We start from the raw sequence: 12,367 nt of genomic DNA, 5'->3' as shown, positions 1-12,367 counted from the left end.
CCCCGCCCCGTCACCGGCCTTGTCAGTGCCCGGCGGCCGTCTTCACCAGGGCGACCGCCACACCGATCACCGCGTCGGCAAAGCCGGCCAGCACCGCCGGCAGAACGCCGCCTCCCATGCGCATGCCTCCCACGCAGCCCCAGGCGAAGAGGGAGGCGATGCCCACGCCGGCGGCTGTCGTCAGGGCGACGGACAGGGACAGGACGTCCAGCGCCGCGAGGGAGATCATCACGGCGGGGCCCACCGCGCAGGACAGCAGCGGGCTGCTGACATACAGCATGCGCCGCAGGTCGTGGCCGGTGGCGAGGTGGCCGTGCACCGTGCGGTGCGCCTGCTGGTCGGCGACGAACGCCGCGAGCCACAGGCCCAGGGCGGTCGTCAGGACCGTGGCCAGGGCGCCGGTGACGCCGGCCTCGCCCAGGGACAGGCCGACCACCACGGCGATCATCGTGATCGTCGCGTAGATCCGCTCCTTGAGCCGGTCCGCCGGAGCACCTGCGGCCTGTTCGGGCGGCAGTCCCGACCTGCGCTCGTCCGCCATGTGTTTTTCCCTCGTACGTCACGGGAGGCGGACGTCGCACGCCCCTGGTCCGGCACCACGGCGGGCCCCGGGAAGCGCCGTGGCCGGCGCCCACCAGCATGCCCTGCCAACGGTCCGGAACCGGGGACAACCGGACCGCCGCGGTCGGTGTCACACCTCGGGCCGGCTGAGCGTGGCCCCGCCCGGGCGGCCGGGCGGGTCAGCCGGGGCGGACGGGAGACTCGCGGCGAGTGCACCCAGGCCGGCCTTCTCCGGGTCGGTCGGGGACGCCGCGTCGGTGACCATATGCACGTTCGCCGTCCGGGAGCGGTACCGCCCCGGCCTCGGTGTGGCGCCTACGGGCCCTCCTCGAGCCGGGCCCGGAGGGAGAGGGCCACGCGGTCCGCCCGGTCAGCCGTCACCCGCTCGGGTTCCGGCCGGCCGAGCAGTCGGAAGACGCCTGCTCCGCGTTGCTCGGGAGGCAGGTCCGCCATGCGCGGCACGATGTGGAAGTGTGCGTGGGCGAAGCCCTCGGCTTCGGCGAACTGGACGACGTAGGTCTTGGCGCAGCCGGTCACGCTGTGGAGGGCCCGGGAAAGTCTGACCTGCCATGACCCCAGGGCGGCTGCCTCGGCGTCGGTGAGGTCGTGGACGGCGGTGACATGACGGCGGGGCAGGAGCACCAGCCAGCCGGGCAGCGCCGTGTCGAAGGCGTGGGCCACCCGCCAGTGCGCGTCGGACGCGACGCGCTCGCGTGGTGGGAGTTCGCCGAACTGTGCTTCTCTGCCGCACGCGTAGCAGTCGGGAGCCGTCATGGACCCAGATCGTAGGACCGCCTCAGCCGCCAGGTGGGTGTTCGGTCACAGTGGGCCGAAGTCGGAGTGTGCTGACGTGAAATCACCGTCGGGTTCGACCGCGATCCGGGCGGAGAGCGTTCCGGGTCGGTCTCGAAGGCCGTGGAGTCCGGCCGCTCGGCCGTCCGGCACGGTGGCGACCCGACGGACCGGTGGCTGCCACGCGGTCCGACGTCGCCGGGCGCCCGGCCCTGTCTCCGGTGAATTCTCCGGGCCTGAAATCCGTGACGTGGGGTAGGCGGTCGGTGTACTGAGCTGCGTGGTGCAGCCGACGAACGGGGGAAGTGCCATGGAACGGCTGGCGACGAGGTGCGGGACCGGACAGGACAGGCCGTGGGACGAGGCGGGCGTCGTGGCGGGTAGCGCGGCGTACGACATGGAGTCCGGGGACATTGCCCGGGCCCGTGGTTTCGTCCGGGAGTTTCTGTCCGATGCTCGGACCCTGCGAGGTGTGGCTGTGCCCGCGCGGGCCATGGAGGTCTCGCAGCTGGTCGTGAGCGAGCTGGCCACGAACGTCTGCAAGTACGCGCCGGGCCCGTGCCTGCTGGATCTGGAGGTGGACGGCAGCATGCTGACCATGACCATGTGGGACTCGGGCTCCGTGCTCCCCAGCGCTCTGCGGGGCGACCCCTCACGCGCGGGGCAGCACGGCCTGGAGATCGTGCTGGCGGTCTGCCAGAGCTTCGAGGTTCGCCGCGAGCCCGTGGGCAAGCGGGTGCGCGTACAGATCTCGCTGCTCGACAGCCTGGACGGCGACCCTGCGGGACAGTCGATCTGGTGAGGTCCGGTGGAGGACGACGGCCCGGCCACATTCCCGGGAGGGGTGTGGCCGGGCCGGTGCGGCTCGTGGCTCAGTAGGCGGAGTCGACGTTGTCGATGGAGCCGTACTTGTCGGCCGCGTAGTTGGCGGCCGCGGTGATGTTGGCGACCGGATCGGTCAGGTCCTCCGGGGTGCCCGGGACGTGATAGGCGTCGAAAGTCGGCTGGATCACCTGCAGCAGGCCCTTGGAAGGCGTGCCGTTCTGCGCGTTGACGTCCCAGTCGTTGGACGCTTCGGGGTCGCCGCCGGACTCACGCATGATGTTGCTGTGCAGGCCCTCGTAGCTGCCCGGGATCCCCTTGGCGTCCATGATCTTGAGGGACTTCCGGATCCAGCTGTCCAGTTCGTCCGTGTCGGTGGCCTTGCCTGCCTTCTCACCGATGGCGTCCGCCTGTGCGGCGACTCCGGCGGCCGAGACCCCGGCCGACGCGGCCGCGCTGTGCGAGGCCGGCTCGGAGGCGTGCGCGGGGGACGGGGCGAGGGTCAGAGCGGCTGCTGCGGCTCCTGCCGCGCACAGTCCGGAGACCGCGAATCTGCGGATCCGGGCGGTACGGGCGGTGGGGGCCGTGGACTGGGCGGACGTACGGATAGAACACTCTCCTTGCGCTGATGTCAGGGACGTCCCGGGGGCCGGACGGGAGCGGGGGGCGGCGGCGGAGTGCCGCTTCCGACCGGTCCGGAGCGTCAGCTCCCCGGGGCTCGAACCATCGTTAGCGGCACCTCGCGGCGGCGGCAACGACCCGCCCTACTAGGCGTCTACGTAGACGTGCGCCCGCAAACCCGGGCGCCGGCCCCCGCGACGTGGGAACCGGCTCCTACTACCGCGCCTCGTATGTGACCTGGGACCTATGGGCCGACTCACAGCGCGGCCTCAGGCGGCGCCCTGCATTAGGGCGATGTCGTCCGCGGATCATCGAGGGTGCGAATTTTCGGGGAAGGGGTCGTGTACGGCTTTTCTCCGCGGTGCGCGCCGCGCGCCGGCGGCCACCGGCCGCCCGCAGGGAGGGGAACCGTGTCCGCGCCGGGTGGCGGACTGATCCGCGACACCCTGCTCCAGCACGGCACCCCCGCGGCCCTCACGGACGCCGCCTACCTGCCCACCGCGTTCGCGGGCGCGCTGCTCGCCTTCGTCCTCTCCCTGTCCCAGGACCAGTGGGCCAGGGCCTTCACCGCCCTGGACGCGGCTGTCATCGGCTTCTGGTCCATGGCCGGTGCGCAGAAGACACGTGCCGCCGGACTCGGCCGGCTGCCCGCCGCCCCTCCTCGGCACCGTCGCGGCGGCCGGCGGCGGTGCCGTGCGTGACCTGCTGCTGCGGCGTGTTCCGGAGGTCTTCGGAGGCGGCGGCCGAGCCGGGGAAGATCGCTCCATGTCTACCCGTCCGGGGTGACGTCCCTGCCGGGACACGAGCTGGTCGTGGAGCTCTCCGCCGCCGCGCACCCCTCACAGCTGGTACTGCGCCGAACCGCGCAGGCGCGGGGCTTCGCGCTCACCACGTCCGTGCCTCCAGGTGTGCGGCGACCTGTTCGCGGTCCCAGGCGCCGTCGGCCACCAGCACGCGGTAGCTCCGGTCGAGCGTGTCGCCGGGAGCGAGGACCAGCTCCTCGTGGAACGCCCAGGACGGCGCGACCGCGGCAAAAGGGGTGCTGCGTACGAACCAGTGAGCCGGGTGGGTCCCCTTGTCGCCCGCGTGGTCGTTGGCGGGCGCGTGCTCGAAGACGACTGTGGCGTGCCCGTCACGGCCGTCGTGTTCACCGACGTACGCCAGCCAGGGTGCCTGGCTGCCCATCAGGTCCCCGCCTTCCGCGTCGGCGGTGAAGACCTTGCCGTCACGGAAGGCGCGGGGGCCCCGCCAGAAGAGTCCCGTGTATCCGGCGGCGGGCCGGCCGTGAGTGGTGGGGCTGCCGAAACGCAGCGGCTCCTCACGCCGGTTGGTGACCGACGAGGTCCAGCTGAGTGTCCAGCTGCCGGCCTCCGGGTCGACGTCGCACACCTCTACGCGGCGCTCCTCCTCGGCCCACAGCTCGCCGTCGTACGGGTGCCAGGTCAGCCGCTCGGCGATGACGGCCCGGTCGCCGGCCGCGGAGACCTCGTCGAAGGCCACGTGGGCCATCGAGCCCACCCTCTCCGGCAGAGCGAGATACCCCTCACCGGGCACATAGGTGTTGCCGCCCCACAGGTTCTGGCCCGACAGATGGGAGGCCGTCAGCTGCAGCCCCTTGTGCCACCGGTGGTCGTTGGGCCGGTAGTCCGTGACGAGCCCGCCGGAGAGGGTCCTGACCGGGTGCAGATAGGGCTTGGGCGCCTCCCACTGCGCCTCGGGACCGTACACGTAGGCGAACAGCTCCGTGCCGGTCGCCTCGTGCGCGACGGTGATCCGGTCACCGTGGGCGTGGGTCAGCGAGAGCGTCATGCGCGGTCCTCTTCCTTACGGGTGGTCGGTGTCCGGGGGCGGGCAGACGGCTGGAGCGGGCGATCCCTCCTGAACCGACCGCGCCGCAGCCGAACCCGATAGTAAGCGCTTGCTGTCGCCGTCGTCGATTGTCCCGACGTTGCCATCGCCAGGAGCCTCCGAGGTCGACCCGTTCGACGCCAGGCCATGGACATCATCCAGGCGTCCGCCCAGGAACTGGTCCGGCGCCTGGAGCGGAACTCGACGCGCCCGGCACCGGCCGTCCGGGTACGGCTCGTGGGGCAGAACTCCGCCGAGACCCCACTCGCCGTCGCGGCGGGCCAGATCGAGGCGGGCCCGGTCGTTCTGCCGATCGACGACGAGGGACTCGCGGTGACCCCGCTGATGCGCGACGAGGTGAACTACGTCAGCGCGAGCGCCGAGCGCACCCGCACCCCGGTCGCGCTCAGACCTTGTCGAGGTCACGCTCCGCGGTCTCGGGCAGCGCGAGGATGCATCCCAGGGAGACGAGCGCCATCGCGCTCATGAACCAGCCGCCCGCCGAGGGGCTGTACGCCTCGGCGAGCGCGGTCACGATCAGCGGGGCGGCCGCGCCGCCGAGCACACCACCGAGGTTGTAGGAGAATCCGGCGCCCGAGTAGCGCATGTTCGTGCCGAACAGCTCGGGCATGTACGCACCGGCCGGCCCGTAGATGATGCCCATGCAGAGCAGGGCCCCGCTCAGAGCGACAGCGATCAGCACGTAGTTATTGGTGTCCAGGAGCGGGAAGAGCACCGCTCCCCAGACCACACCGAACGCGGCCCCGGCAATGATCAGCTTGCGGCGGCCCACCCTGTCCGACCAGCGTGCGACGAGAAACGTGGACACACCGAGTACCGCCACGGCGACCAGGGTGAGGCCGAGCATGTCGTTCTTGGGGATCTCGAGCGTGCCTGTCGTGTACGTCATGCAGTAGGTGGCGGCCGTGTAGAACATCACGTACACGACAGTGATCATTCCGGCACCCAGCAGCATCTCCTTGGGGTGGCGGCGGAAGGCCTCGACGAGCGGGGCCTTCGTCGTCCCGCGTTCCTCCACGACCTTGGCGAAGGCCGGGGTTTCGGAGATCTTCAGCCGGATGACCAGACCGACGGCGACCAGCACGAAGGAGAGCAGGAAGGGTATGCGCCAGCCCCAGCTCTCGAACGCGGCGTCGTCGAGGACGGACGACATCAGCAGGAAGGTCACCGTGGCCGCGAAGTAGCCGACGGGGGAACCCATCTGCGGAGCCGCCGCGTAGAGGCCCCGCTTCCCCTTCGGAGCGTGCTCGACGGCGAGGAGCGCCGCACCGCCCCACTCGCCGCCCAGCCCAGGCCCTGGACGACGCGGAGGAGCACCAGCAGGACCGGCGCCCAGACACCGAGGGTCGCGTAACCGGGCAGCAGGCCGATCAGGCCGGTGGAGAGGCCCATCATCAGCAGGGAGACGACGAGGACCGTCTTCCGGCCGACGCGGTCCCCGAAGTGCCCGAACACGGCCGCGCCGATGGGCCTGGTAGCGAAGCCGATGGCGAAGGTCGAGAGCGTGGCCAGCGTGCCGGCGGTCTCGGACAGGTCCGGGAAGAACGCCTCGTTGAGGACGAGCGCCGCCGCGGTGCCGTAGATGTAGTAGTCGTAGAACTCGATGGCCGTGCCGATGAAGCTGGCGGTGGCGATGCGTCGCATGCCGCCGGGCGACTCGGCGGCGAGTGCGTTCGCGGGCGCTGATGGCACGTGGGCAGGTTCGGTCATGGGTCTGCTCCGGGTTCGGATATGGGTTCGCCGTCGCGGAAAGCGAACGGGGTGTGAACCTAAACCGGCGCCCGTTGCCCGCAGTTTGTCCGCCCGGACAGCGTTCCGGGCGGCGGACTGTCCGCGTGGACAGCCGCGTCCCGGTCGTCAGGGACCCGGGCGGTCAGCCACCGGGGAACGGACTCGTACCGGGTGTCTCACGGGAGAGCCGCAGTTGAAGCATGGCGGCGAGCCGGTGCTCCGGGTCGTCCAGGTCGAGTCCGGTCAGGGCGACGGCCTTGCGTACCCGGTAGCGCAAGGTGTTGGGATGGACGTTCAGGTCCTTCGCCACCCGGCCGACGTCGCCGAAGGCGTCCAGGTAGAGCAGCAGCGAACGGCACATCTCGGTGCCGTGCAGATCGTCGTGGCGGGCCAGTTCCTCGATGGCCGGGTGACGGATGTCGCCGTGCCGGTCCAGGAGCCCGAGCACGTCACGCACCATGAGCGACGCGGTGAGCGCCGTATGGGTGGCGACCTGCCGCTCCGGCGTGCGGGCCAGGACCTGAAGACCATGATGGCCGCGCAACTTCACGGCCGGTATGTCGTCGAGCCGCGGAGCGGTGCCGGCGACCACGGCCTGAACGGGAGTCCGCAGATGGTGGCGCAGAGCGCTCACGACGTCCTCGGCCCAGCGGGCGAGCGGCCCCTCGGGAGCGGACCCTTCGGCCCGCTCCGGGAGCATGGCGTACACCTGTCCACAGGCCTGCGTGACCAGGGCGCTGCGCCGGTAGGAAGCGGCGTGTACGGAGATGATCTCTGCCGCCTCCGCGCGCCGGGCGTCCTGCGAGACGACGTCCCCGCTCGCCGGCTCCCGCAGGTCGAACGCGACGACGGTCGCCGACGCGTTCGGTGCGATCCCCAGATGTGCGGCGAGCGCCCCGGAGTTGAAGCGCCCCGTCAGCAGGGCCGTGCGCCAGTCCCGCCCGGGACGGGAGGCGTGCCGTCGGGTCACCCTGGAACCAGTGGTCGACCAGTTGGGAGGCGGCGAGCCGGGCAGCGCCCCGCATCACTTCCTGCGTGCGCCCGGCGAGAGGGCGGGTCCCTTCCTGCACCCAGACCGTGCCGAGGGGCCGGCCCGCGGCGTTGATGCCGATGACCAGCCGTCGGCGCGCCCCCATCTCGGGCCGCTCCTCGACCTCGACGACGTCCTCACCCGCACGGGCCCGGCGGTAGACACCCCTCTGCCGGAGGTGCGCCAGGTACGGCTCGGGACAGTTGCGGCCCAGGATGGAGCGGCGGCGCAACTCGTCCGCCTCGTCACCGGAGTCGGAGTAGGCGAGCACACGGTGTGCGGCGTCCTCGATGCTGACCACTCCATGGGTGAGCGTGGCCACCGTCTGGGCCAGGGAGAACAGGTCGCCTCGACGGTCGGAGGAGTCGGCCGCGGCCCCCCGTTCCAGCACACCGCGCACCTCGGCCTCGACCTTGTCCCAGCGGACGGAGGCCGCGATACCCATCAGGGCGACGCCCGCGCTCGCGGCCGCCTCGCTCACCGGCCGGGACGGCGTGCTGCCCTCACCCGGGAGCGCTCTCACCACGACGGCCGCCGCGCCCGCTGCCGCTGCCGCACGCACGACGGCGGCAGCGTCGGCGCCGCGTGCTCCGACAGCGAGTACCAGCGCACCGGGGAGATCCGAGAGCACGTCCTCGGGTTCGGCGATGATCACCTCACCGATGCGGCCGTCGCGGGCCCCGGCCCACGTCGTCTCGATGCCCATCTCGTCCGCGAGGCGACGCAGCGAGGTGCCGGTCGTCGCGGCACCTCCGGTTCCGGCTGTGTTCACGTCATCACGGTACGGTCAGCCTCCCGCCGGCTCCCACCGGAGGAACGCCATGATGACCGCTGACTGAATCGTCGGGCCGGTCGCCCGTGGCGCACGGACCGGACGTGCTGCCGGTCGCCGCTGAAACGGGCCGGCACCTGGACAAACATCATGCGGTCCCGATCATCGTATCGAGTTAATGTCGGCGACTTTCCTTGGCCCGGAGCGCGAAGCCGCCCTTAGTGTTTCTCATGGTCCGAACGGATTCCCGTTCACATACTCCCCTTTCCCTCCTGTTGCCCCATGGCGTCCGTATACGCACGTCGCCGCCCTGACCGAGGAGCGCTTGCCCGATGACTGTTGACTCGAGCCCGGACGTGCGACCGGAGCCGCCCCGGCAATCCAGCCTGGGCACGGCGGCCGCCCGTAACCTCGCCACCACGACCAAGTCCGCGCCGCAGATGCAGGAGATCACCTCCCGCTGGCTGCTGCGGATGCTCCCCTGGGTGGAGACCCAGGGCGGTGTCTACCGGGTGAACCGTCGCCTGACCTACACCGTCGGCGACGGTCGCGTGGAGTTCGTCCAGGACGGCGCCGACGTCCGGGTGATCCCCCGCGAGCTCGGTGAACTGGCCCTGTTCCGCGGCTTCGACGACGTGGAGGTGCTGACCGCCATCGCGGACAGGTGCGTTCGACACGACTTCCGCGCGGGCGAGACGCTGGTCGAGCGCGGGGCGCCCGCGGACAAGCTCCATCTGATCGCACACGGCCGTATCAGCCAGGCGTCCGTGGGCAGTTACGGCGACGAGGTGATGCTGGGGGTACTGGCCGATGGCGACCGGTTCGGGGAGAACGCCCTGCTGGACGAGGACGCCCGGTGGGAGCTCACCGCCACCGCCGAGACCTCGGGCACGCTGCTCACCCTCTCACGCGGGGACTTCGCGGCCGTCCTGTCCTCGGCGCCGAGCCTCCGCGCCCACCTCGACGCGTTCGCCTCGCTCTCCGGCCGGCGGCAGAACCATCGCGGCGAGGCGGAGATCGCGATGTCGGCCGGCCACACCGGCGAGCACGAGTTGCCCGGCGCGTTCGCCGACTACGAACTGAAGCCGCGCGAGTACGAACTCTCGGTCGCCCAGACCGTTCTGCGGATCCACACGAGGGTCGCCGACCTCTACAACGGGCCGATGAACCAGACCGAGGAGCAGCTCAGGCTCACCGTCGAGGCGCTCCGCGAGCGCCAGGAGCACGAGCTGATCAACAACCGGGAATTCGGCCTGCTCCACAACGCGGACTTCAAACAGCGCATCCAGACGCACTCCGGCCCACCGACCCCGGACGACATGGACGAACTGCTCTGCCGGCGCCGCGGCACCAAGTTCTTCCTGGCACACCCCCGGACGATCGCGGCGATCGGGCGTGGATTCAACGCGTACGGAATCTATCCGGGCCACGTCGACCTCGGCGGCCAGCAGGTCCCGGCCTGGCGAGGGGTCCCGATCCTCCCCTGCAACAAGATCCCCGTCACGGAGGAAGGGACCAGCTCGATCCTCGCCATGCGTACCGGCGAGGAGAACCAGGGCGTCATCGGCCTTCACCCGACCGGCCTGCCGGACGAGTACGAACCGGGCCTGTCCGTCCGCTTCATGGGTCTCGACGAGAAGGCCGTCACGTCCTACCTCGTCACCGCCTACTACTCCGCCGCCATCCTCGTGCCGGACGCGGTCGGCGTGCTGGAGAACGTGCAGATCGCCCGCCGGCCCGGGTAACGGCCTCCGGACGAAAGAGACGCCCGGTGCGACACCCGGCAGTTCCCGGGGCCGTCGCGCATGCCCCGGAGGGCCTCGGACCAGCCGCACACCCCACCAAGGAGCCATGGATGCCCGCGCCTGAGCTGCCACCGCCACAGTCGAGCCTGCCGGAGGCCGCTTCCCGCTTCGGGACGCGTCTCCTCGCCTCCGCCGCGGCCCGAGCCCGCGACGTCAAGGCCGCCACCGGCGGTCCGCCCGGCGCGTCTTCCCTGCCCGCTCCGCCCCCGGATTCCGCACCCGCCCCTCCTCACCTCGGCATTCCGGCGGCCGGGGTGCCGGCAGCGGGCGACGGCCTGGAGCGGATCCTGCGTGGTCCCAGCGGCCTGGGCACGGCGGGTCTGCGCCTGGCCCTGCGGGAAGAGCCGCCGACCGCGTCGGGCCGGCCTGCGGACACGGCGGAGGGCCCGTCTGTCCCGGGCCTCTACCACCACCCGGTGCCCGAGCCCGACCCGGTGCGGGTCGAGGAGGTCAGCCGGCGGATCAAGGCCTGGGCACTGGACGAGGTCGCCCTGTATCCCGAGGACTGGGAGGAGGAGTTCGACGGCTTCTCGGTGGGCCGCTACATGGTGGGCTGCCACCCCGACGCGCCGAGCATCGACCATCTGATGCTCGCCACCCGCCTGATGGTGGCCGAGAACGCGGTGGACGACTGCTACTGCGAGGACCACGGGGGTTCACCCGTCGGCCTCGGCGAACGTCTCCTGCTGGCACACACCGCCCTCGACCCCCTGCACACGGCACAGGAGTACGAGCCGCACTGGGCGAAGTCGCTCCATGCGGACGCGCCTCGGCGCGCCTACCGCTCCGCCATGGAGTACTTCGTCCGAGCGGCCGGCCCTTCCCAGGCCGACCGGCTCCGGCACGACATGGCCCGGCTGCACATGGGGTATCTCGCCGAAGCGGCCTGGGCACAGCTGGACCACGTCCCGGAGGTGTGGGAGTACCTGGCGATGCGCCAGTTCAACAACTTCCGCCCCTGCCCCACCATCACCGACACCGTCGGCGGCTACGAACTTCCGGCGGACCTGCACGCCGAGTCCGCCATGCAGAAGGTCATCGCCCTCGCGGGAAACGCGACGACCATCGTGAACGACCTGTACTCGTACACCAAGGAGCTCGACTCCCCCGGCCGGCACCTGAACCTGCCCGTCGTGATCGCCGAACGGGAGGGCCTCTCCGCCCGGGACGCCTACCTGAAGTCGGTCGACGTCCACAACGAACTCATGCACGCCTTCGAGACCGAGGCCTCGGCCCTGGCCGCCGCCCGCCCCGTCCCGACCGTGCAGCGCTTCCTGCGGGGCGTGGCCGCGTGGGTCGACGGCAATCACCACTGGCACCGGACCAACACCTACCGCTACAGCCTGCCCGATTTCTGGTAAGAGAATGGACTCGTACGTGACCGACACCGAACTCACCGCCACCGCCACTCCCCTGCGCATCCCCCGCCCCGCGACGCCCTACCAGGGGGACATCGCCCGCTACTGGGACGGGGAGGCCAGGCCCGTGAACCTCCGTCTCGGCGATGTCGACGGCCTCTACCACCACCACTACGGCATCGGTGAGGTGGACCATGCCGCACTCGGCGACACCGAGGACAGCGCCGGCGAGAAGAAGCTGATCGCGGAGCTCCACCGACTGGAGTCCGCGCAGGCCGAGTTCCTCCTGGGACATCTCGGTGACATCGGGAGTGACGACACCCTGGTGGACGCCGGCTGCGGCCGTGGCGGTTCGATGGTGATGGCGCACCAGCGCTTCGGGTGCAAGGTCGAGGGCGTGACGCTGTCGGCCAAACAAGCCGACTTCGCCAACGGCCGTGCCCGCGAACTCCGCATCCAGGACCATGTCCGCGCCCGGGTCTGCAACATGCTCGCCACGCCTTTCGAGACCGGATCGGCCGCGGCGTCCTGGAACAACGAGTCGAGCATGTACGTCGACCTGGACGACCTCTTCGCCGAGCACTCCCGCATCCTCCGGGTCGGCGGTCGCTACGTGACCATCACCGGCTGCTGGAACCCGCGGTACGGCCAGCCCTCGAAGTGGGTCTCGCAGATCAACGCGCACTTCGAGTGCAACATCCACTCGCGCCGGGAGTACCTGCGCGCCATGGCTGACCATCGTCTCGTGCCGCAGGCCGTCATCGACCTCACCCCCGACACTCTGCCCTACTGGGAGCTGAGGGCCACGTCTTCGCTGGTCACGGGCATCGAGGACGCGTTCATCAACTCCTACAGGGACGGGTCCTTCCAGTACCTCCTCATCGCGGCGGACCGCGTCTGACCTGGCCCCCTGCTGTCCGGGAGGGCCCATGGCGACGGAACGGGCCCTCCTCCCGCCCAACCGCTCCGACGGCTGGGCGGGAGTCGTCCGGCATGGCATCGTGAG

The 12,367-nt window shown here is 71.0% G+C and carries 10 protein-coding genes and 1 pseudogene; 5 read left to right on the top strand and 6 right to left on the bottom strand.

All coding sequences use genetic code 11. The features are described 5' to 3' along the window. Positions 1-22 precede the first annotated feature (22 nt). A complete protein-coding gene (locus AB0P41_RS20860; RefSeq protein ID WP_365933407.1) occupies positions 23-541 on the bottom strand; it encodes a hypothetical protein in 519 nt (172 codons plus the stop codon). A gap of 335 nt (positions 542-876) precedes the next feature. Then, positions 877-1,335, bottom strand: a complete 459-nt coding sequence (locus tag AB0P41_RS20855; protein WP_356714108.1) for an HIT family protein — start codon at positions 1,333-1,335, stop codon at positions 877-879. Between the two features lie 328 nt (positions 1,336-1,663). Here AB0P41_RS20855 and AB0P41_RS20850 point away from each other — a divergent pair, with 328 nt between their 5' ends. After that, positions 1,664-2,155: an ATP-binding protein gene (locus tag AB0P41_RS20850; RefSeq protein ID WP_356714150.1), complete on the top strand. Its 492-nt coding sequence runs from the start codon at positions 1,664-1,666 to the stop codon at positions 2,153-2,155. A gap of 70 nt (positions 2,156-2,225) precedes the next feature. On the opposite strand, the gene AB0P41_RS20845 is transcribed toward AB0P41_RS20850, so the two are convergent. After that, positions 2,226-2,783: a transglycosylase SLT domain-containing protein gene (locus tag AB0P41_RS20845; RefSeq protein ID WP_365933505.1), complete on the bottom strand. Its 558-nt coding sequence runs from the start codon at positions 2,781-2,783 to the stop codon at positions 2,226-2,228. 423 nt (positions 2,784-3,206) lie between these two features. Between AB0P41_RS20845 and AB0P41_RS20840 the strand changes: the two genes are divergently transcribed. After that, positions 3,207-3,497, top strand: a complete 291-nt coding sequence (locus AB0P41_RS20840; RefSeq protein WP_365933404.1) for a TRIC cation channel family protein — start codon at positions 3,207-3,209, stop codon at positions 3,495-3,497. 184 nt (positions 3,498-3,681) lie between these two features. On the opposite strand, the gene AB0P41_RS20835 is transcribed toward AB0P41_RS20840, so the two are convergent. The 3 genes and pseudogenes from AB0P41_RS20835 to AB0P41_RS20825 all read right to left on the bottom strand — a co-directional run bounded on the left by AB0P41_RS20835 (position 3,682) and on the right by AB0P41_RS20825 (position 7,366). After that, positions 3,682-4,605, bottom strand: coding sequence for a PmoA family protein (locus AB0P41_RS20835; RefSeq protein WP_365933403.1), 924 nt, complete (start codon positions 4,603-4,605; stop codon positions 3,682-3,684). Between the two features lie 445 nt (positions 4,606-5,050). Continuing rightward, positions 5,051-6,309 (bottom strand): annotated as a pseudogene (locus tag AB0P41_RS20830) (MFS transporter). A gap of 229 nt (positions 6,310-6,538) precedes the next feature. Continuing rightward, positions 6,539-7,366 carry a helix-turn-helix domain-containing protein gene (locus AB0P41_RS20825; protein ID WP_365933401.1) on the bottom strand — a complete coding sequence of 276 codons (828 nt, stop codon included), beginning with the start codon at positions 7,364-7,366 and terminating at the stop codon, positions 6,539-6,541. Between the two features lie 1,164 nt (positions 7,367-8,530). On the opposite strand from AB0P41_RS20825, the gene AB0P41_RS20820 reads away from it, so the two are divergent. The 3 genes from AB0P41_RS20820 (at position 8,531) to AB0P41_RS20810 (ending at position 12,262) form a co-directional block, all read left to right on the top strand. Next, positions 8,531-9,943 carry a family 2B encapsulin nanocompartment shell protein gene (locus tag AB0P41_RS20820; RefSeq protein ID WP_365933399.1) on the top strand — a complete coding sequence of 471 codons (1,413 nt, stop codon included), beginning with the start codon at positions 8,531-8,533 and terminating at the stop codon, positions 9,941-9,943. 110 nt (positions 9,944-10,053) lie between these two features. Next, positions 10,054-11,364, top strand: coding sequence for a family 2 encapsulin nanocompartment cargo protein terpene cyclase (locus AB0P41_RS20815; RefSeq protein ID WP_365933397.1), 1,311 nt, complete (start codon positions 10,054-10,056; stop codon positions 11,362-11,364). A gap of 4 nt (positions 11,365-11,368) precedes the next feature. Beyond that, positions 11,369-12,262 carry a geranyl diphosphate 2-C-methyltransferase gene (locus tag AB0P41_RS20810; RefSeq protein ID WP_356714103.1) on the top strand — a complete coding sequence of 298 codons (894 nt, stop codon included), beginning with the start codon at positions 11,369-11,371 and terminating at the stop codon, positions 12,260-12,262. The last annotated feature ends 105 nt before the right edge of the window (positions 12,263-12,367 follow it).

It is taken from the genome of Streptomyces sp. NPDC079167 (genome assembly GCF_040686735.1).
Lineage (GTDB): Bacteria > Actinomycetota > Actinomycetes > Streptomycetales > Streptomycetaceae > Streptomyces.
The sequence above is the reverse complement of the archived record's forward strand: the minus strand, read 5'-3'. Positions and strand labels throughout refer to the sequence as shown.

Coding starts and splice junctions, on each gene's coding strand:
- AB0P41_RS20850 (WP_356714150.1), top strand. CDS start 1,664: ATGGAACGGCTGGCGACGAGGTGCGGGACCGGACAGGACAGGCCGTGG.
- AB0P41_RS20820 (WP_365933399.1), top strand. CDS start 8,531: ATGACTGTTGACTCGAGCCCGGACGTGCGACCGGAGCCGCCCCGGCAA.
- AB0P41_RS20860 (WP_365933407.1), bottom strand. CDS start 541: ATGGCGGACGAGCGCAGGTCGGGACTGCCGCCCGAACAGGCCGCAGGT.
- AB0P41_RS20855 (WP_356714108.1), bottom strand. CDS start 1,335: ATGACGGCTCCCGACTGCTACGCGTGCGGCAGAGAAGCACAGTTCGGC.
- AB0P41_RS20810 (WP_356714103.1), top strand. CDS start 11,369: ATGGACTCGTACGTGACCGACACCGAACTCACCGCCACCGCCACTCCC.
- AB0P41_RS20815 (WP_365933397.1), top strand. CDS start 10,054: ATGCCCGCGCCTGAGCTGCCACCGCCACAGTCGAGCCTGCCGGAGGCC.
- AB0P41_RS20835 (WP_365933403.1), bottom strand. CDS start 4,605: ATGACGCTCTCGCTGACCCACGCCCACGGTGACCGGATCACCGTCGCG.